Here is a 20,570-nt window from a genome sequence, read left to right on the forward strand (position 1 = left end):
CTATCAGATGCCATTGGGCCTGAACGGCCCGGCGGTGTCCTTCCAAGGAATACAGAATGCCCCCAAGACACGTCATCAACGCATCGGTGAGCCCAAAAGGCAGCCTGGAAACGCTTTCACAGCGTGAAGTCCAGCAACTCAGCGCCGCCGGTTCAGGCAGCATCTACACACTGTTCCGCCAGTGCGCCCTGGCTATCCTCAACACCGGCGCTCATGTCGATAACGCCAAGACCATCCTTGAGGCCTACGAGAATTTCGAGGTTCGTATCCACCAGCAGGACCGCGGCGTGCGCCTGGAACTGCTCAACGCCCCCGCAGACGCTTTCGTCGATGGCGAGATGATCGCCAGCACCCGTGAAATGCTGTTCAGCGCCCTGCGCGATATCGTTTATACCGAGAGCGAACTGGACAGCCAGCGCATCGACCTGGAGAGCTCGCAAGGCATTACCGACTACGTGTTCCATCTCTTGCGCAACGCCCGCACCCTGCGCCCCGGCCTGGAGCCGAAGATGGTGGTGTGTTGGGGTGGTCATTCGATCAACACCGAAGAATACAAGTACACCAAGAAAGTCGGTCACGAACTGGGCCTGCGCAGCCTGGATATCTGCACCGGTTGCGGACCCGGCGTGATGAAGGGCCCGATGAAAGGCGCAACCATCGCCCACGCCAAGCAACGCATCACCAGCGGCCGTTATCTGGGCCTGACCGAACCGGGCATCATCGCCGCCGAGGCACCAAACCCCATCGTCAACGAACTGGTCATCCTGCCGGATATCGAAAAGCGCCTGGAAGCCTTCGTGCGTATCGGCCACGGCATCATCATTTTCCCCGGCGGTGCGGGCACAGCAGAAGAGTTCCTGTACCTGCTGGGCATTCTGATGCACCCGGACAACGCCGATGTGCCCTTCCCGGTGATTCTGACCGGGCCGAAAAGCGCTGCACCTTATCTGCAACAGTTGCACGCATTCGTCGGCGCCACGCTGGGCGAAGCTGCGCAAAGCCATTACCAGATCATCATCGACGATCCTGCCGAAGTCGCGCGGGAAATGACCTCGGGGCTCAAGGCTGTCAAGCAGTTCCGTCGCGAGCGCAACGATGCGTTTCATTTCAACTGGCTACTGAAAATCGACGAGGGCTTCCAGCACCCTTTCGATCCCACCCATGAAAACATGGCCAGCCTGCAATTGAGTCGCGATTTGGCACCCCACACACTGGCGTCCAATCTGCGTAGGGCGTTCTCCGGGATCGTTGCCGGCAACGTGAAGGACAAGGGCATCCGGCTGATCGAGCAACATGGGCCGTACAAAATCCACGGCGATGCCGCCATCATGCATCCTCTGGACCGCCTGCTGCATGCCTTCGTCGAGCAACACCGCATGAAGCTGCCAGGCGGCGCGGCTTATGTACCTTGCTACCGCGTCGTGACCTGACGCCGACGATTCGCTGCTCAGCCATGGCCGGGCAGCGAATCAGCCGTTGGTGTCGCGCCGGACATCAGTTCGGCGCGAGGGTCTGGCAGACCCCTTGCACAATGGCGTCCACCTCCTGAGCGCTGACCGTCAGAGGGGGCAGCAGGCGGATCGTCTTGCCCCGCGTCACATTGAGCAGCAACCCATGGTCCCGGGCGGCGATCAGCGCCAGATTCGGCAGCGGCCGAACCAGCTCGATGCCCACCATCAGGCCCCGGCCACGAATAACCAGCACATCAGGGTGATCACTCAGCGCGGCGCGCAATCCCGCCAGCAGGCGTTCGCCCTGGACCCGGGCGTTGTCCACCAACCCCTGCTCCTCAAGAATGTCCACTACCGTGCAACCGACCCGACAAGCCAGTGGGTTGCCGCCAAAGGTGCTGCCATGACTGCCGGGGGTAAACAACTGCGCCGCCTTGCCCCGGGCCAGACACGCGCCGATGGGTATGCCGTTGCCCAGCCCCTTGGCCAGTGTCATGACGTCCGGAACGATGGCTTCGTGCTGAAAGGCAAACCATTGCCCGGTGCGGCCCATACCCGTCTGGATTTCGTCGAGCATCAGCAGCCAGTTGCGCCGTGTGCAGAGGTCCCGCAATGCCTTGAGGTAACCCCTTGGAGCCATTTGCACGCCGCTTTCGCCTTGTATCGGCTCCACCAGTACGGCGGTGATCCGATGGCCGTAGGTCGCGCACGCCTTGTCCAGTGCGGCGAGGTCGCCAAACGGTACCTTGAGAAAATCCCCCGGCAGGGAATTGAAACCCAGGCGCACCGCGGGTCCGTCACTGGCAGACAACGTCCCCAGCGTGCGTCCATGGAACGCATTTTCCATCACCACCACCAAAGGCTTTTCAATACCCTTGTGCCACGCATGGAGCCGGGCCAGCTTCAACGCAGTCTCGTTGGCCTCCGCACCCGAGTTATTGAAAAACGCTCGCTCCATGCCTGAAAGACGGGTCAGCTTCAATGCCAGACGCTGCTGCCATTCGATGCTGTAAAGGTTGGAGGTGTGCAACAGCAACCCGGCCTGTTCGCGGATGGCCTCCACTATACGGGGGTGTGAATGACCCACGTTGGTCACTGCCACACCCGCGATCGCGTCCAGGTATTCGCGTCCCGCTTCGTCCCATAGACGCGTGCCCAGGCCCCTGACAAAGCTCAAGGACAGGGGTTGATAGGTGGTCATCAGGCAAGCGGCGGTCATGGTATGAAGCTCCTTGGGGCGATTTGTTTTTTCAGTATCGTTAGCCACCCCTGCTGGATAAACTGGCAATTTCTCCATTCATTTTAAAGTCAGGCTTGATAATGGATTTATTCCAGGCAATGTCGGTTTACGTAAAAGTGGTCGAGACCGGCAGCATGACCGCGGCGGCACTGGAGTGTGACCTGTCGACGACCATGGTAGGCAATCACTTGCGTGCCCTTGAGCAACGCCTGGGGGTGAAGCTGCTGAATCGAACCACCCGGCGTCAGCGGTTGACCGAGTTCGGCGAGGCCTATTACCAGCGTTGCCTGGAAGTCCTGGGTCTGGTTGCGGACTCCGAGCAGTTGGCCGAACAAGCTCAGGAGGTGCCCAAAGGCACGTTGCGCATTACCGCGCCGTTTACCTTCGGCACCGAGCGGCTGGCCCCCGCCCTCGTGGAATTCGCCCGGCGCTTCCCGCAGATCAGGCTGGACGTGGTGCTGAGCAACGAACGCATGGACCTGATCGGCCATGGTTTCGATGCCGCCATCCGTCTGGGTACACCCGAGGCCTCAAGCCTGATCGCCAGGCCGTTGGAGGACTACACCCTGACCATTTGCGCTTCGCCAGAGTATCTGCACCGTCGGGGCATGCCCACCAAACCCATGGATCTGCAAGATCATGACTGCCTCGCCTTCGCCTACCCGGCGGGTGACGAATGGAGTTCCGTGGAGAAACACTGGCGCCTGAGCGGGCCGGAAGGTGAAATGCTGGTCCCGGTGAGCGGCCCGATCACCATGAACACCTCGGCGGGCCTGCACCGATCCGCACGGGCCGGTGCCGGAATCGTGATGATGCCCGACGCGTTGGTCGAGGAGGATTTGCAGAGTGGCCGACTGGTCGCGTTGCTACCTGAGTACCAGCTCCCTTGTCGGCCTATGCACCTGATATACGCGAAAGATCGCTACAGATCACCGAAGTTACGCAGTTTTGTGGATTTCACCATGGAGCTGTGGGGCCGGCCCGCCAGTGCGAATAGCCCAACCCCGATCCCACGCACGGCCACGTTTAACGTGCGGCATCGCCCCAGCGATACTCATGGGTGATGTCGTCCAGTTGTGCCTTGAGTTCTGCATCCAGCACCTCATCGGTCGCCGCGAGGGTAGCGTCCAGTTGATCCGGTCGGCTGGCCCCGATGATGACGGAGGTCACCAGAGGATTGGCCAGCACCCAGGCCACCGACGTCGTCGTCATTGGCTTGCCGGCTTGAGTGATGACGTTCTTGAGACGGGCAATGCTCTGGAACTCTCGCTCGTGCCAATAGCGCTTCTGGTACATCTCCCCAGCCTCACCCACCGACGCCGTGAACCGTCCCTGAGACGGTGCCTGATCGTAGGCGTGTTTGCCGGTGAGCAAGCCACCCGCCAGCGGGTTATAGGGCATGACTGCAAGACCTTCCTCACCCGCCAGCGGCAACAGTTCCCGTTCGATCTGCCGGAACAGCAGGTTGTAGCGTGGCTGGACCGACACAAAGCGGGTCAACTTCAGGAAGTCGGCGCGGCCCAGCATGCGGGCCAGTCGATAGGCCAGGAAGTTGGAAACGCCGATGTAACGGGCCTTGCCATGGCGCACGATGATATCCAGTGCCTCAAGGGTTTCATCAAGGGGCGTCAGCGGATCGTCCAGATGCAACTGATAAAGATCCACGTAATCGGTGTTCAGCCGTTTAAGCGACGCCTCGATGGCGTGCAGCAAATGCTTGCGTGACGTCCCGCCATTCCAGGCGTGTGGCCCCATGACTGCGCACGCCTTGGTGGCCAGGATGTAATCATCGCGCTTGCCGTTGAGCCAACTGCCGACGATTTCCTCGGTGCGTCCGACCGCATCGAATGTGGCGCCCAACGGATAGACGTCGGCGGTATCGATGAAATTGACGCCTGCTTCGGCGGCGCGGTCCATGATCTGGTGCGATACCTGCGCATCGGTTTGCAGCCCGAAGGTCATGGTGCCCAGACATAGCCGGGAAACGGTGAGCCCGGCACTGCCAAATTGACGGTATTGCATGATGTGTCTCCTCGGATTGAAACAAGATGACCGCTGACAAAATCAGACCGGTGCGGATCAGTGCCGCCTTCTGACCCTTGCGTCGGTTGCGTCGGTGCCCACTGCTGACCGAAGCCAGACGCTGGCTTTGCGGCTTCCCAGGAATGGACCTCCGACCAAGGCAATTGATTGCATCGCATTAAAGTGGCTATATGGCATCACAGCTCACTAAATATCTTCTACGCTTAGGCGATAGCTCAAAAGAAGCCTGCCTGCCAGTCACTGGCGACGGTCGATATCTCAGGTCATCAGACGACCGGTCTGCCCCGGAGCTAAAGTCCGCAGGGGAAAGGCAGATAACCCAATGTCCGCATTATTTCGAATGTATGACTGTTCAAGGATCGAACCATGACACTGCGCCCAGGCTCTTCTTCATCCCTGAAACCCCACGCACCCCTGCTCTGGTTTCCCTTGCTCCCGGCGGTCTGCGCAGCCACGGTGATCGTCGCCATCAATGGGCCGTCCAGTCAAAATCTGGGCATCGCCGCTGCGATACTGGCCGTCGGTTTCGGTGCTGGCTGGTGGAGCGCACGCTCACAACGAGATCGCGTCAATGAGACAGTCGCCAGCGCCATTGCGCTGCATGAGCGGCAGGCCAGCGAAGACAACACACTGAAATCCGCTGCGCAGCTCAATGAAGTGTTTCTCGGCGCAATGCCTATATGGGCCAAGCAGGTGGAAAGCTCGCGTCAGCAAACCGAAACCGCCATCGTCTCGCTGGCCGCTCGATTCACCAGCATTTCTTCGCGCCTGCAGGACACCGTGCACGCCTCACAGCAGGCTGCGGGTGAGCTGTCCGGACAGAGCGCCGACGGCGCACAGCACGCGTTGGCGCAAAGTGACGGCCAATTGGTGCAGGTCATTGATTCTCTCAAAGCGACCCAAAGCAGCCGGGATGAGACGCTCGCTCAGGTACGCAATCTGACCGCTTACACCGGTGAACTCAGAACAATGGCCGCCGATGTCGCGGCCATCGCGGCACAAACCAACCTGCTGGCGCTCAATGCTGCCATCGAGGCTGCCCGTGCTGGAGAAGCCGGACGCGGTTTTGCCGTCGTCGCGGACGCCGTGCGCAGCCTGTCGAGCAAGTCCAGTGAAACCGGGCAACAGATGTCCGCTAAAGTCGACATTATCAACAACGCCATCACCCAACTGGTGCAAGCCGCCTCAAGCGGCGCCGACCAGGACAGCAACTCCGTCACGACGTCGGAAAGCAATATCCAGCAGGTGCTGGAGCGCTTCAAGACCGTCACCCTGCGCCTTGCCGAGTCCGCCGAAATGTTGCAGCAGGAAAGCTTCGGCATTCGGGACGAACTCACCGATGTGCTGGTCAGCCTCCAATTCCAGGATCGGGTCAGCCAGATCCTTTCTCACGTGCGCGACAACATCGATTCGCTGCACGCGCATTTGCAGCAGGCCAGTCAATCGCCTGAAGCAACCACGCCTCTCAACGCTCGCGACTGGCTGGCTCGAATGGAAGCGACCTACGCCACTGAAGAACAGCGTCACACGCATCGCGGCGGCACGGGTGCACAGCAGCATTCACAGGAAATCACGTTCTTTTAAGGAGAGCACCATGGCTAAAAGTGTATTGGTTGTCGATGACTCCAGCAGTGTTCGGCAGGTGGTGGGCATTGCGTTGAAAAGTGCAGGTTATGACGTGATCGAAGCTTGTGACGGCAAGGATGCACTGGGCAAGCTCAATGGCCAGAAGGTGCACCTGATCATCAGCGACGTGAACATGCCCAACATGGATGGCATCACCTTCGTCAAGGAGGTCAAGAAGCTGCCCAGCTACAAGTTCACACCGATCATCATGCTGACCACCGAGTCTCAGGAATCGAAAAAAATGGAAGGCCAGGCTGCCGGTGCCAAAGCCTGGGTGGTCAAGCCGTTCCAGCCTGCCCAGATGCTGGCGGCGGTTTCCAAGCTGATCCTGCCCTGACACTGGAGGTTGCCATGCCATTTCTGTGCGAGACATTGAATGACACCGCCCGCGTGCACATCGACGGCGAGTTGACGATTTACACCGCCGCAGAGCTCGCCGCGCAATGGCTGCCTCGACTGGGGGAAACCCCGCGCATGGAAGTTGATGTGTCCGAGGTCACCGAAATCGATGGCGCCGGCCTGCAGCTACTGCTTCTGGCCAGACGCGAGGCATCCCGAGCCGGGACACGTTTGACGCTGACGGGACAAAGCAAAGTGGTGATGGAAACGCTTGAACTGTGCAATCTGGTGGACGCTGTCTAGCGATCTGTCGGTGCGCTCCTGCAACACACGTCAAAGGAAATGAACGTGAGCATTAACCTCGATCAGGCACAACAAACGTTCATCATCGAGGCCCGCGAGTTGCTGCTGGCGATGGAAGCGTCGCTGCTGCAACTGGAAAGCGAGCCCAACGACGATGAAGCCATCGGCGCGGTGTTTCGTGCAGCGCACACCATCAAGGGTTCTGCCGGCCTGTTCGGGCTGGACGCCATTGTCAGTTTCACCCATGTAGTCGAGGACGTTCTGGACCGCCTGCGTGAAGGCAGCGTCAGCGTGGATGCGGCTTTGATCGCGGTGCTGCTGAAATCCGGCGACCACATGCTCGAGCTGATTGATGTCGTGGCCAATCAGGGTAATGAATTACAGGCCCCGGCGCTGGCCCGGGAATCAGCGCTGCGCGAGTCGCTGCGAGGTTACCAGGCGCCCACCGCTGCTGCGCAGAACCCGGTTATCCGGGAAACTACCGGACAACAGGTCACCCACAATCCAGAAACCCTGACGCTTTGGCACATTACCTTGCGGTTTGGCGTGGACGTTTTTCGCAACGGCATGGACCCCCTGTCATTTCTGCGTTACCTCAACACCCTCGGGGAGACCGTGCAGATCGTCACGTTGTCCGACAGCATGCCGGACGTGCACGCCTGGGATGCAGAGTCGTGTTACCTGGGCTTCGACATTCAGTTTCTCTCCGCCGCGACCGATGCAGCGATCAACGAAGTGTTTGATTTCGTGCGGGCTGACTGTCAGATCGACATTGTTCCGGCCTCCGAACCCATCCAGGACGCGGCCCCTGATCAACAACAATTGATGCACACCCAGGTCGAGCCGGCGCAAGGCACTGCCATGGTCGCGGTGGGTGAACTCTTCCCGGACCAGCGAGCGGTACCGCGCCTGCCTGCACAGATCGTTCCCGAGAAAACCGTCGCAGAAAAAACCGTCGTGGCCAGTGATCACAAAGCCAAGGATGCGCGTTATGTGCGTGTCAACGCGGACAAGCTCGACGAGTTGATCAACCTGGTGGGCGAACTGGTGATTGCCAGTGCCGGGGTCAGCCTGCTGGCACGAACCTGCAACAACGATCCGTTGCAGGAATCGACGTCAACGGTATCGGGTCTGGTGGAGGAAATTCTCGATGGCGCCCTGCGTCTGCGCATGATCCCCATCGGCGATACCTTCAACCGTTTTCGCCGGGTGGTGCGCGACGTCAGTCAGGAGCTTGGCAAGGACATCGACCTGATCATCAGCGGCGCGGAAACCGAACTGGACAAGACGGTCGTGGAGAAAATCGGCGATCCCCTGATGCACCTGCTGCGCAACGCCATGGACCATGGTATCGAAACCGCCCAGGCACGTTTGGCGGCGGGCAAGCCGGTCAAGGGCCACTTGCACCTCAACGCCTATCACGACTCGGGCAGCATTGTGCTGGAGATCGCTGATGACGGCGCCGGCTTGAACCGCGATCGCATCCTCGAAAAAGCCCAGGAACGCGGCCTGATCGCCAGTGGGAGCAGCCTGACCGATCAGGAAATCTACAACCTGATCTTCGAGCCCGGCTTTTCCACTGCCGAGGCAGTGACCAGCCTGTCCGGGCGTGGCGTCGGCATGGACGTGGTCAAGCGCAACATCACGCTGTTGCGCGGCACCGTTGATCTGGACAGCACCCCGGGCCAAGGCACCGTGGTGCGCATTCGCCTGCCGCTGACACTGGCGATCATCAACGGTTTTCTGGTGAGCATCGGCCAGTCCACCTATGTGATCCCGCTGGACATGGTTCAGGAATGCATCGAACTCCACGAGACTGATCGGCAGATCGCCAGTGAACAGGGTTATCTGGATCTGCGCGGCGAAGTGCTGCCGCTGGTGTACCTGCGCGACCACTTCAATCACGAAGGCCCCGCTGCCCGTCGGCAAAACGTGGTGGTGGTGCGCTATGCCGATCACAAGGCTGGCCTGGTGGTTGACGATCTGCTCGGCGAATTCCAGACCGTCATCAAACCGCTGGGCAAACTGTTCGGTGCCCTGCGTGGCATCAGCGGCTCAACCATTCTTGGCAGCGGTGCCGTTGCGCTGATTCTCGACGTACCGGCACTGCTCACCCAAATCGTACAGCTGGAACCCCGTTACACCGCCACTCACGCCGCACAGCCAGCCAATGGCCGCTGACGCTTACGCAATTACATGGAGTACCACCCAATGAAATGGTTTTACGATCTCAAAATCGCTACAAAATTGATCGCTTCATTTCTCACGGTGCTTGCGCTGACCGCAGTCATGGGCGCGTTTTCGATTTTAAAGCTGAGCCATGTGAATGAAGCCTCGACCGAGATGCGCGAAAACTGGATGCCATCCATGCGCGCCGCCTCAGCCATGCGCTTTTATGCAGCGAACTACCGCCTTAAGGAAAACCGTCACCTCAGCGTTGATACAACCCCGGAAAAAAGCGCCGTAGAGCAAGAAGCGGTCGAGGCCAGGAAACAGTTTGAAATCCGTCAGGCAACCTACGAGAAGCTGCTCTCCAACCCGGAGGATCGCCAGCTTTACCAGGCGACCGTCGACGAATGGACGGCCTACCTCGCCGTGAGCAAAGACCTGCTCGCCTTCTCCCTGCAGGGCCAGGAAAATCAGGCCCGAGACTTGCTCCGAGGCGAATCAAAACGTCATTTCGACCTGCTCACCTCCAGCCTGCAGAAAATGGTCCAGCTCAACGATGAAGGGGCTGCAAAGGCCAGCGAGCGAGGCACTGAGCTGTACCTGAACGCACGAATGTCAATCATCGGTGGCCTCATCGTCGCACTGCTGGTGGGGTTGGGGCTTGCGTTGTTCATATCGCGCATTATTTCCCGGCCACTGAAACAAGCGGCCGCCGTCGCGGAACAATTGGCTGAAGGCAATCTCAACGCACGCATCGAAGTCAGCTCCAAAGACGAAACGGGCATGCTGCTACTGGCCATGCAGAACATGGTCGGCAAGCTCTCGCACATCATCGGTGAAGTCCGTAACGCCGCCGACAACCTGGCCAGCGCTTCGGAAGAAGTCAGCGCCACCGCGCAATCCATGAGCCAGGCCACCAGTGAACAGGCGGCCAGTGTCGAGGAAACCAGCGCCTCTATCGAACAGATGAGCGCCAGCATCAATCAGAACACCGAGAACGCCAAAGTCACCGACGGCATGGCCAGCAAAGCGGCCAAGGAAGCTACCGACGGCGGTGAATCGGTGCAGCAGACCGTTGTGGCCATGAAGAAGATCGCCCAACGCATCAGCATCATCGACGACATCGCGTACCAGACCAATCTCCTGGCGCTCAATGCCGCGATTGAAGCCGCCCGCGCCGGCGAGCACGGCAAAGGCTTTGCAGTGGTAGCCGCTGAAGTGCGCAAACTGGCAGAACGTAGCCAGGTAGCGGCTCAGGAAATTGGCGAGCTGTCTTCCAGCAGCGTCGACATGGCCGAGAAAGCGGGCAAGTTGCTCGGCGAAATGGTGCCATCAATCAACAAGACTTCGGACCTTGTGCAGGAAATCAGTGCAGCTTCCGAAGAACAGGCATCGGGTGTTGCGCAGATCAATACCGCCATGACCCAACTGAATCAGGTCACTCAGCAGAACGCGTCGAGCAGCGAAGAGCTGGCCGCCACCGCCGAGGAAATGAGCAGTCAGGCCGAGCAATTGCAGCAGGCCATGAGCTTCTTCTCCCTGGACACGCCGCCCAAGGCAACCAGCCAGACAGCCAGACACGACAACCCACCCGCCAGCTCCAGCCGCAAACCGCCGCGCAACGCCGTACAGGCGCAGCCCAAGGCATTCGCCTACAACATGGCAAGCGCGCCGGACGAGTCCGAATTTACCCGATTCTGATCGTTGGCTATCACAAGGTTCGCTGAAAGGAGAAAGGCATGGGCGCCATTGCAACCACACGTCAAATCGCAACTCCCGTCGAGGAGGAGGCGCAATACCTGACCTTCATGCTCGCGCAGGAGATGTTCGCCATTGGCATTCTGGGCATCAAGGAAATCATCGAATACGGCAATCTGACCATAGTGCCGATGATGCCGGCCTTCGTGCGCGGGGTGATCAACCTGCGCGGTGCGGTCGTCCCGGTCGTGGACCTGTCGGCGCGGTTTGGTCGGCCAGATTCGGACATCACGCGCCGCAGTTGCGTGGTCATCATCGAAGCCAGCGCCGAGGATGGTCAGCCTCAGGACATCGGCCTGCTGGTCGATACGGTGTCTGCCGTACTGGAAATCCCCGCCTCACAAATAGAACCGCCGCCGAGCTTCGGCGCGCGGATTCGCGCTGATTTCATCAGTGGCATGGCCAAGGTAGACGGCCGGTTCGTCATTGTCCTGGAAGTCAGTCGGGTGTTGTCCATCGATGAAATGTCGCGGCTTGCCGAACCGGAACAGGTGTCACCCACCGAAGCCGACGTGCGTTAAATCCATCACTAACGAGCAAGGAATGCCCCGTGAGTGCATCAGCGCTGAGCGATACCGAATTTGGCCAATTCCAGTCCTGGCTTTATCAGGCGGCTGGCATCAACTTGTCATCGGCGAAAAAGGCACTGGTGGCCGGTCGCCTGTTCAAGCGCCTCAAGCACTATGAGCTGCACAGCTATGGTGACTATTTCACGCTGATCATGAGCGGCCAGCGAGCCGATGAGCTGCAGGTTGCGCTGGACCTGCTGACCACTAATGAAACCTATTTCTTCCGCGAGCCCAAGCACTTCGACTTTCTGCGCCAGCACGTGCTGCCCAGTGCTGCACCGGGCAAGACGTTCCGCGTGTGGAGCGCCGCCAGCTCGTCAGGGGAAGAACCCTACAGTCTGGCCATGACCCTGGCGGAAGGCCTGGGCACGACGCCCTGGGACGTGACGGCCTCGGATATCAGCACACAAGTGCTGGCCAAGGCGCGAACCGGTCACTACCCCCTTGAACGCGCCAGCAACCTGCCCCAGCCATTGCTGGTCAAATACTGCCTCAAAGGCACGGGCCGCCAGGAAGGCACGTTCCTGATTGATCGAACACTGCGTAGCCGGGTCAACTTCCTGCAGGTCAACCTCAACGAGACGTTGCCTGAACTGGGGGAATTTGACGTTATCTTCCTGCGCAACGTGATGATTTACTTCGATCAGCCAACCAAAGTCCGTGTCGTGGCACGCTTGCTCCCCAAGCTCAAACCCGGCGGCTATTTCATCGTCAGCCATTCAGAAAGCCTCAACGGTGTTTCGGATGCCCTCAAACTGGTAGCGCCCTCTATTTACCGCAAACCATGAACACAATCGCTGAAGATCTATATCTGTCCCCCGGGGATTTTCGTTTCGAAACCCGCCCGGTCCGGCTGCGCACGGTGCTCGGTTCCTGCGTCGGGGTAACGCTTTGGCATCCAGGGCGAAAAATTGGCGCCATGTGTCACTTCATGCTGCCCAGCCGACCACGCAAATCGACTGCCTTGAACGGCAAGTACGGCGACGAAGCCATTGAATTGTTCCTCCGCCAGGCATTGGCGCACCACACGGCGGCCGAGGACTACCAATTGAAACTGTTCGGTGGCGGCGAGATGTTTCCGGGCATACGCCAGGACACGCATTCCAACGATGTGGCGCAGATGAATGTCAGCGCGGCGCTGGAAATGGCCGACCACTACCATCTCGACCTGATCGCTCAAGACATGGGGAGTACAGGGCACAGAAACGTTATCTTCGACACCAGCAACGGCCATGTGTGGGTCAGTCACAAACCAATAAGGACACGTACCGGAAATGCCCAGGAAAAAAATTAACGTACTGCTGGTCGACGACTCGGCGGTGGTTCGTCAAGTACTGCTGGCAATTCTCAGCGATACCCCGGACATCCATGTCATGGGCGCGGCCTCCGATCCTATTTTTGCCATGGACAAGCTGGCCCGGGAATGGCCGGATGTCATCGTTCTGGACGTGGAAATGCCCCGCATGGATGGCATTACGTTCCTCAAGAAAATCATGAGCGAGCGCCCGACGCCGGTTGTGATCTGCTCGTCTCTGACTCAGAAAGGCGCGGAGACCACCTTGCAGGCGCTGGCGGCGGGTGCGGTGGAAATCATCACCAAACCCACCAGCGGCCTGAAAAACTTCCTGCTTGAGTCGGCGGCCGAACTGGTTTCGGCAATCCGCGCCGCCGCCCAGGTCAATGTCAAAAACCTGGGCAAGCGGCCCGCGGCCGTGCAACTGACCCCATCCACGCGGCTGTCGGCGGATGCCATGCTGCCCGCAGCCAGCGGACAGGCCATGGCCCAGACGACCGAACGCATCGTCGCCATTGGCACCTCCACCGGTGGCACCCAGGCGCTGGAAGCGGTGTTGACCGCGCTGCCACGGGTGTGCCCGGGCATGGTCATCGTTCAGCACATGCCGGAAAAATTCACCGCGTCATTTGCCGAACGGCTCAACGGGTTAAGCCACATTGAAGTGCGCGAGGCGCGAAACAATGACCGCATCCTGCCCGGTCTGGCGCTGATCGCCCCCGGCGGCAAACACATGATGGTCACCCGCAGCGGCGCGTTCTATCACGTGCAGGTAGTGGACGGCCCGTTGGTCAATCGGCATCGCCCCTCGGTGGATGTCTTGTTTCGCTCCGTGGCGAAGTTCGCGGGCCGCAACGCCACCGGCATCATCATGACCGGCATGGGTGATGACGGCGCGCGGGGTCTCAAGGAAATGCTCGACGCCGGGGCCTCGACGGTGGCTCAGGACGAGGCCACCTGCGTGGTTTTCGGCATGCCCAAGGAAGCAATCAAGCTCAACGCCGCACAGCGAATCCTGCCCTTGCAGGACATTCACCACGCGATTCTGCACAAATAAGCAGGTGGCGAGCGTTTTTATGGCCGCTAACCGCACTTTTAGTCGCTCGAAAGCGGTTTTGATGCTTGCTCAACCGCTGGCCGTCTACGATTCTGTAGAGAACAACGTCAGGGCAGCCCGTCGCTGACCCGGCCACCACCGGAGCATTTGCATGAAAACAGTCGCACAACTGCTGAAACTCAAGGTTTCGCACAATCAACAGGTGCACACCATTGCGCAGGATCAGATGGTGCTGGAGGCGCTCAAGGTGATGGCTGAAAAGAACATCGGCGCCTTGCCGGTGGTCCACAACGGCGCACTGGTGGGCATGGTCAGCGAGCGTGATTATGCGCGCAAGATGGTCCTCAAGGGCCGATCCTCTATCGGCACCCCGGTCAGCGCAATCATGAGTGCCACAGTGATCACGGTGGATTCGCAACAGACCGTCGAAACCTGCATGAACATCATGACCGACAACCACTTGCGCCACCTGCCCGTGGTGGAACACGGCGAGTTGCTGGGGCTGCTGTCCATCGGTGACCTGGTCAAAGAGGCCATTGCCGAACAGGCCGACCTGATCCAGCAACTGGAACAGTACATTCGCGGGGTGTGAAGAGGTTTGGGGGGCTGGAGACGACGTGTTGGTGGTGGCGCGTCTCAAATCGGGTGGCACCAACAGCATTGGCGGCGCTGCGCCTTGAGGTTCCGTCCTGACGGCCGGGTCCATTTTGTCGTGGCAAAATAGACGAAAACCGTTTGCGCTGACGTCCGGCCCCTGCTGCGCAGGGGTTCCTTCGCTCCGGTGCCGTGGTGTGGGTACGCGCCGACGGGCCATCCATGGCCCACGGCATCCATGCCGGTCGCCCCACCCCACGACACCTGCGCTCAGCCTCCCGACGCGCGTTTGGCGGTGTCTGTCAGACCTCGGCACGGAAAAGCCAAAATCAAAAGCATGAGGCGCTAACCCGTGGGGCCACTCTGGACCGTGACCGCCAGCGCAGCTAACCTGTCCGGCACTTCTACCTCCCGAGACTGCCATGACGATTAACCTGGACACCGTATTCGAGCGCCACGACACCGACAGCAAGAAGTGGAGCCAGTACCCTGCCGATGTCTTGCCCATGTGGGTCGCCGATATGGACTTCCCGGTGGCCGAGGCGATCCTGGAGGCACTGCATAAACGTCTTGAGCACCCACTGCTCGGTTACGGCGTCGCGCAGGATGCACTGCGCCAGACGGTCGTTGCCCACCTTTGGCAAGCCTATGCCTGGCAGGTGCAACCCGAAGAACTGGTATTCCTGCCGGGTGTCGAGCCGGGTTTCAACATGGCGCTGCATGCGCTGGTCGCTGAAGGTGCCGGCGTGGTGCTGCAAACGCCGAATTATGCGCCGCTGTCCAAAGCCCCGAATAACTGGCAGCAACCTCGTATCGAACTGCCCTTCAAAGCCAATGCCCAAGGTGAATACGAAACCGACATGGGGGCATTGGACAACGCGCTGCAAGGTGCGGGCGCCCTGCTCTTGAGCAATCCGCATAACCCGCTGGGCAAGGTGTTCGGCGCCGAGGAGTTGCGCCTGATTGCGGACGCATGCGTGCGCAACGACGCACTGATCATCAGCGATGAAATCCATGCCGACATTCTGTTTGACGGGCGTCGGCACATCCCCATTGCCTCGCTGGGCCCGCACATCGCCAAACGCACGGTCACCCTGATGTCAGCCAGCAAGGCTTACAACATTGCCGGGCTCAAGACCGCGTTTGCCGTCATCCAGGACAAGCCATTGCGCGAGCGCTTCAACCATGGCCGTCTGGGCCTGGTGGACAGCGTCAACGTCTTGGGCATGGAAGCGACTCGCGCCGCGTACAGCGAAGGTGGCGACTGGTTAAAGGCTGTATTGGCGTATCTGCAGGGCAATCGCGATTATCTGGCTGATGCCGTCAAGACCCGACTGCCCGGCGTGGTCATGCACCTGCCGCAAAGCACGTACCTGGCATGGCTGGATTGCTCGGCGCTGGGCCTGGATAACCCTCAACAATTCTTTCTGGAGCACGGCAAGGTCGCCCTGAGTGCAGGCGCGGAGTTCGGCAACGATTGCCAGCAGTTCGTGCGCCTGAATTTCGGCTGCCCCCGCTCGCTGCTGGAAGAAGGCCTGGCGCGGATGGAGCGCAGTCTGCGCAATCGCTGAAACGCACGGCTTGCAGCGGACAAACAAAAGCCCGGCTAGCCGGGCTTTTTGATTTGGGTCCTGTTCAAGAATACTCAATCAATAACGCTGGTATTGCGAACCGAATTCTTTGCGGTTCTCGGCGACTAAAACCTTGCTGTCCCGTTGGACCTGAGCGCGATCAAAGGTTTTGTTGCCCGCAGTGGCGACGCCCATGTCACTGTTTTCACGGTTTACGTGATCAGCGATTTGCGTAACCGGGGCCGCCGCAGGTTGGGCAATTAAAGTGGCGGATTGCGAGTTGGCAAAGGCCGCCGTCGCAGTCAGCATCGAAAAGGCAAAGCTCAGGGCGATGGTACGTTTCATAATCTATGGCTCCAGTAGATGAGTCGTTCTGTTGGAGCCCAATTTACGGGCCGCGGCTTTTGAAGAAAAACCACCGCTGTACATACTGAATATCAATCTGACTGATCCCCCGCCGACGCCGCGTAATCGCGACGTCGGCAAAAGAGATTACTCAGTCTTGCGCAACACCACTCTCGTCACCCGGCGCTCTTCAACACCCACGACGGTCATGTTCCAGCCTTCCCAATCCAGCTGATCGCCTTTGCGCGGCAAGCGGTCCAGCAAGCTCATCACCAGTCCGGCAACGGTTTGATAGTCCTCGGTGGCTTTGGCCTGGAAGCCAATACGCTCGCGCACATGGCTCAGATTCAGAGCGCCAGACACCACAAAGCCTCCGTCCTCGGCGACGATATCCGGACCGTCGATCTCGCTGGCGTCGGGCAACTGACCGGCGATGGATTCCAGAATGTCAGTCATGGTCAGGATGCCGATGAAGTCACCGAACTCGTTGACCACAAAGGCGATGTGGGTCGACTCCTTGCGCATCTGCTCCAGGGCATTGAGGATCGTGAAGTTTTCCAGCAGGTTGATCGCCTTGCGCGCCAGCACTTCAAGGTTCGGCTGATTGCCCGCCAGCAGTTCCTTGAGCAACTCCTTCTTGTGCACGAAGCCCAACGGCTCATCAATGCGGCCTTCGCGGATCAACGGCAAGCGCGAATAGGACGAGTGCATCAATTTCAGGGTGATTTTGTCCGCATCGTCGGCCAGATCAATGTGATCGACCTCGGCGCGGGGTGTCATGACCGAGCGAATAGGCCGCTCAGCCAGTTGCAGCACGCCGCTGATCATCACCCGCTCACGGCGGTCGAACACGGCTACAGTCTGCTCCCCTTCCAGCATGTCAGCGATTTCTTCGCCCACTTCATCGGCATCCAGCCGGCGACCGCCCAGCAGACGCATGACAGCGTGGGCCGTGCGCTCGCGCATCGGCCGCATGCCATGCAACGAACGCTTACGACGCATGCGGGCAACCTGGTTGAACACCTCGATAAGAATCGAGAAGCCGATCGCCGCGTACAGATAGCCTTTGGGGATATGAAAGCCCAGTCCCTCGGCAGTAAGGCTGAAGCCGATCATCATCAAAAAGCCCAGACACAGCATGATCACTGTCGGGTGGGCATTGACGAAGCGGGTCAGCGGCTTGCTGGCCACGATCATCAGACCGATGGAGATCATCACGGCGATCATCATGACGGCCAGATGCTCGACCATGCCGACGGCGGTAATGACGGCGTCCAGGGAGAACACCGCGTCTAACACGACAATCTGCGCCACGATGGGCCAGAACCTGGCGTAGGTCAGGTTGCTGGTGCGTTCGGCGACATGCCCTTCCAGACGTTCATGCAGCTCCATGGTGGCCTTGAACAACAGGAACACGCCGCCGAACAGCATGATCAAGTCCCGCCCGGAAAAGCTGTGATCGAACACTTCGAACAGCGGCTGGGTCAGCGTGACCATCCAGGAAATACTGGCCAACAGGCCCAGACGCATGATCAACGCCAGGGACAGGCCGATAACACGGGCCTTGTCTCGTTGCTCAGGCGGCAACTTGTCGGCCAGGATCGCGATAAACACCAGGTTATCGATGCCCAACACCAGTTCCAGCACGATGAGCGTCAGCAGACCAAGCCATGCCGTAGGGTCAACTATCCATTCCATGAGTTATTGGCGCTCGCGCAGGCAAAGGTCAGACGATCGCCCACAGCTATAACCGTCACTCGCTCGGGGCGGTGTGAGGGTAGCCAGGTGGGACGGTATAAAAGAGGGGGTGACGTTCTGATTTGATTCACGCGCGAGGGCGGGATTGAAAATCATAAGGGCGATGCGGAGAACAGAGCGACTGGGAGGCTCCTGAACGGTATTCATACAATCCTGAAATTAAATGCGGGACGTGATCCTACAACGGCTCGCGCCTTCTCCGACGGGGCAAAGTATTACAAGACGTTGAACAAACCGGCGTACGCATCCCCTCGGCAGGTCTGGTCGAATGCACTGGCTGGCACGAAAAGCCCCGGCGATGGACTCGCCGGGGCGACGACTACAGCGCTTTCAGAAAGCTGCCGATCAAGCGGTTGATCTGATCGGCGGACTCCATTTGCACCATATGCCCCTGACCCGGCAGCACTTCGACCTGGGCCGGTAATCCCTCGCCATGATGGGCTGGAATGATCCCGTCTTCTGCGCCCCAGATGATCAGGCTCGGTTGCTGCCCAACCTGAGGGCGCAAATCGACGGCTTGTCGTGCGTCAGGAAACAACTGGCTGACCAATTGCCTCAAGGCGCCGTCAACCCCTTCAAGGCGTTTGAACTTGAGCATGTCCTCCAGCATTTGCCGGTTGACCAACCCTGGGTCGCTGAACAGTTTGATGAGCTGCGGTTTGAGGACGTTGCGGTTGTTGGCGTCGACAAAGCCCTGCAAGTACTCGCCATTGATCTCGGTGCCCAGCCCGGCACTGGCGATCAGGACGAGGCTGGCCACCCGCCGGGGTGCCAGTCGGGCCATGTTCAGCGCCACCGCGCCCCCCATGGAATGGCCGGCCAGGTGCGCGGTGTTGATATCCAGATGATCCAGCAGCCCCAACACACTGTGGCTCAACTCATCCAGGTCACCGGTGCGCAGGGTCTTGCCGGACTCGCCATGACCGGGCAGGTCCATGGCGATGACCCGCCGATCAGCCGCCAACGCCTGATGATTGAACAGCCAGTTGTTCAGATCGCCGCCGAAGCCATGGATCAGCACCAGCGGCGTGCCGCCCTCGCCCAGATCAAAGTAGCGCAGGGTTCGGCCCTCGAGCTCGATTTTCTGCGCCGTCGGGCCTGAGGCTTCAGCGGCATCGTTGGCGGGCACGAAATCGGCCTGGAACCGCGCAATGACTTCGTCGATCTCGGCATCGGTGGCGTCCCCGTCAACAATGATCGCCAGTAGCGCACCCACCGAAAGGGTTTCATCCGGACGCGCCAACACCCGTTTGAGCACACCGCTGAACGGCGTTTCCACACTGCTGGATATCTTGTCGGTCTCGACGTCGAGCAACTCCTCGCCCTTTTCGACGCGGTCACCTTCCTGTTTGAGCCAGGTATCGACCCGGCCCTCGGTCATCGACAAGCCCCACTTGGGCATGGTCAGGGTATGAATCTGGCTCATGCAGCGCTCCTTTTGTCGCTGATCTTGCGTACCGCGGCCTCGATTTTTGCGGCGCTCGGGATGTACATGTCTTCAAGGGCATCGGAAAAAGGCACCGGGGTATGCGGTGCGGTGACCATCTCAATGGGCGCTTTGAGGGAATCAAACGCTTTTTGTGCAACCAGAGCGCTGATGTCCGTGGCCATCGAGCAACGCGGGTTGGCTTCGTCGATGACCACCAGCCGACCGGTTTTCTCCACGCTTTCGAGAATGCTGTCCTCATCCATGGGGCTGGTGGTGCGCAAGTCCAGCACTTCGCAGTCGATGCCCTGACGCGCCAGGTTCGCGGCAGCTTCCATGGCCAAATGCACCATGCGCCCGTAGGTAACCAGGGTGACGTCATTGCCTTCGCGCAGGAAATTGGCCTCGCCGAACGGGATGGTGTAAAGCTCCTCAGGCACCTCGCCCTGCATGCTGTAGAGCATCTTGTGCTCGCAGAAAATGACCGGATCGTTGTCGCGGATCGCCTGGATCAGCAACCCTTTGGCGTCATAGGGCGACGAAGGGCAGACCACTTTCAGGCCCGGAATATGTGTCCACAGCGATGTGAGCATCTGGGAATGCTGGGCCGCCGCACGCAAGCCCGCGCCCACCATGGTACGGATCACCAGCGGCGTGACCGCCTTGCCCCCAAACATGTAGCGAAACTTGGCGGCCTGATTGAGGATCTGGTCCAGGCAGCAACCGGCGAAATCCACAAACATCAGCTCGCAGACCGGACGCATGCCCTGGGTGGCGGCACCCACGGCCGCGCCGACATAGCCGATTTCCGACAGCGGCGCGTCCAGTACCCGGCCGGGAAACTGCCCATACAAGCCTTTGGTGACACCCAGTACGCCGCCCCAGGCATCCTGTTCGCCCGGCGCACCCGCGCCGCCGGCCACGTCTTCGCCGATGATGAATACGCTGGCATCGCGGCGCATTTCCTGGGCAAGGGCTTCGTTGATTGCCTGCTGATACGTGATTTTTCTAGCCATGATGATTGTCC

General features: G+C 59.7%; 19 protein-coding genes. 13 read left to right on the forward strand and 6 right to left on the reverse strand.

The genetic code is table 11. The features are described from left to right. Positions 1-56: 56 nt before the first annotated feature. Positions 57-1,430, forward strand: coding sequence for a nucleotide 5'-monophosphate nucleosidase PpnN (ppnN, locus tag ACP7B0_RS04360; RefSeq protein WP_426139676.1), 1,374 nt, complete (start codon positions 57-59; stop codon positions 1,428-1,430). A gap of 64 nt (positions 1,431-1,494) precedes the next feature. On the opposite strand, the gene ACP7B0_RS04365 is transcribed toward ppnN, so the two are convergent. After that, on the reverse strand, positions 1,495-2,670 hold the full coding sequence (locus tag ACP7B0_RS04365) for an aspartate aminotransferase family protein (RefSeq protein WP_426139677.1): 1,176 nt from the start codon (positions 2,668-2,670) through the stop codon (positions 1,495-1,497). Positions 2,671-2,771: 101 nt separating this feature from the next. On the opposite strand from ACP7B0_RS04365, the gene ACP7B0_RS04370 reads away from it, so the two are divergent. Continuing rightward, positions 2,772-3,755: a LysR family transcriptional regulator gene (locus tag ACP7B0_RS04370; protein ID WP_426139678.1), complete on the forward strand. Its 984-nt coding sequence runs from the start codon at positions 2,772-2,774 to the stop codon at positions 3,753-3,755. Here the strand turns inward: ACP7B0_RS04370 and ACP7B0_RS04375 are convergent. Beyond that, positions 3,718-4,713 (reverse strand): aldo/keto reductase, encoded by a 996-nt coding sequence (locus ACP7B0_RS04375; RefSeq protein ID WP_426139679.1) that lies wholly within the window; start codon positions 4,711-4,713, stop codon positions 3,718-3,720. The genes ACP7B0_RS04370 and ACP7B0_RS04375 overlap by 38 nt on opposite strands. A 693-nt stretch (positions 4,714-5,406) precedes the next feature. Between ACP7B0_RS04375 and ACP7B0_RS04380 the strand changes: the two genes are divergently transcribed. The 11 genes from ACP7B0_RS04380 to ACP7B0_RS04430 all read left to right on the forward strand — a co-directional run bounded on the left by ACP7B0_RS04380 (position 5,407) and on the right by ACP7B0_RS04430 (position 16,014). Further along, on the forward strand, positions 5,407-6,318 hold the full coding sequence (locus tag ACP7B0_RS04380; RefSeq protein WP_426140070.1) for a methyl-accepting chemotaxis protein: 912 nt from the start codon (positions 5,407-5,409) through the stop codon (positions 6,316-6,318). A gap of 10 nt (positions 6,319-6,328) precedes the next feature. Continuing rightward, entirely contained in the window at positions 6,329-6,697 is a 369-nt protein-coding gene (locus ACP7B0_RS04385) for a response regulator (RefSeq protein ID WP_426139680.1), read from the forward strand. A gap of 14 nt (positions 6,698-6,711) precedes the next feature. Then, on the forward strand, positions 6,712-7,002 hold the full coding sequence (locus tag ACP7B0_RS04390) for an STAS domain-containing protein (protein ID WP_426139681.1): 291 nt from the start codon (positions 6,712-6,714) through the stop codon (positions 7,000-7,002). A 45-nt stretch (positions 7,003-7,047) separates the two neighbouring features. Further along, positions 7,048-9,183, forward strand: a complete 2,136-nt coding sequence (locus ACP7B0_RS04395; RefSeq protein ID WP_426139682.1) for a chemotaxis protein CheA — start codon at positions 7,048-7,050, stop codon at positions 9,181-9,183. 30 nt (positions 9,184-9,213) lie between these two features. Next, positions 9,214-10,872 carry a methyl-accepting chemotaxis protein gene (locus tag ACP7B0_RS04400; protein WP_426139683.1) on the forward strand — a complete coding sequence of 553 codons (1,659 nt, stop codon included), beginning with the start codon at positions 9,214-9,216 and terminating at the stop codon, positions 10,870-10,872. 38 nt (positions 10,873-10,910) lie between these two features. After that, positions 10,911-11,450, forward strand: a complete 540-nt coding sequence (locus tag ACP7B0_RS04405) for a chemotaxis protein CheW (protein ID WP_426139684.1) — start codon at positions 10,911-10,913, stop codon at positions 11,448-11,450. Between the two features lie 29 nt (positions 11,451-11,479). Next, complete coding sequence (locus tag ACP7B0_RS04410) at positions 11,480-12,286, forward strand: CheR family methyltransferase (protein ID WP_426139685.1); 807 nt, start codon at positions 11,480-11,482, stop codon at positions 12,284-12,286. Further along, complete coding sequence (locus ACP7B0_RS04415; RefSeq protein ID WP_426139686.1) at positions 12,283-12,792, forward strand: chemotaxis protein CheD; 510 nt, start codon at positions 12,283-12,285, stop codon at positions 12,790-12,792. Before ACP7B0_RS04410 ends, ACP7B0_RS04415 begins: the two co-directional genes overlap by 4 nt. Next, a complete protein-coding gene (locus ACP7B0_RS04420) occupies positions 12,773-13,849 on the forward strand; it encodes a protein-glutamate methylesterase/protein-glutamine glutaminase (protein ID WP_426139687.1) in 1,077 nt (358 codons plus the stop codon). The genes ACP7B0_RS04415 and ACP7B0_RS04420 overlap by 20 nt, the downstream gene beginning before the upstream one ends. A gap of 151 nt (positions 13,850-14,000) precedes the next feature. Next, positions 14,001-14,441, forward strand: a complete 441-nt coding sequence (locus ACP7B0_RS04425; RefSeq protein WP_426139688.1) for a CBS domain-containing protein — start codon at positions 14,001-14,003, stop codon at positions 14,439-14,441. Between the two features lie 424 nt (positions 14,442-14,865). Further along, positions 14,866-16,014, forward strand: coding sequence for a MalY/PatB family protein (locus ACP7B0_RS04430; RefSeq protein WP_426139689.1), 1,149 nt, complete (start codon positions 14,866-14,868; stop codon positions 16,012-16,014). A 78-nt stretch (positions 16,015-16,092) separates the two neighbouring features. Here the strand turns inward: ACP7B0_RS04430 and ACP7B0_RS04435 are convergent, their stop codons facing one another. The 4 genes from ACP7B0_RS04435 to ACP7B0_RS04450 form a co-directional block, all read right to left on the reverse strand. Beyond that, the gene (locus tag ACP7B0_RS04435; protein WP_426139690.1) at positions 16,093-16,359 is read right to left on the reverse strand and encodes a hypothetical protein; all 267 of its coding nucleotides are present in this window, start codon (positions 16,357-16,359) and stop codon (positions 16,093-16,095) included. Positions 16,360-16,506: 147 nt separating this feature from the next. Continuing rightward, positions 16,507-18,057, reverse strand: a complete 1,551-nt coding sequence (locus tag ACP7B0_RS04440) for a TerC family protein (protein WP_426139691.1) — start codon at positions 18,055-18,057, stop codon at positions 16,507-16,509. Between the two features lie 379 nt (positions 18,058-18,436). Continuing rightward, positions 18,437-19,543, reverse strand: a complete 1,107-nt coding sequence (locus ACP7B0_RS04445) for an acetoin dehydrogenase dihydrolipoyllysine-residue acetyltransferase subunit (protein ID WP_426139692.1) — start codon at positions 19,541-19,543, stop codon at positions 18,437-18,439. After that, a complete protein-coding gene (locus ACP7B0_RS04450) occupies positions 19,540-20,559 on the reverse strand; it encodes an alpha-ketoacid dehydrogenase subunit beta (RefSeq protein ID WP_426139693.1) in 1,020 nt (339 codons plus the stop codon). The genes ACP7B0_RS04445 and ACP7B0_RS04450 overlap by 4 nt, the downstream gene beginning before the upstream one ends. Positions 20,560-20,570: the final 11 nt, after the last annotated feature.

Origin of the sequence: Pseudomonas sp. DWP3-1-2 (genome assembly GCF_049896285.1) — a bacterium.
Lineage (GTDB): Bacteria > Pseudomonadota > Gammaproteobacteria > Pseudomonadales > Pseudomonadaceae > Aquipseudomonas.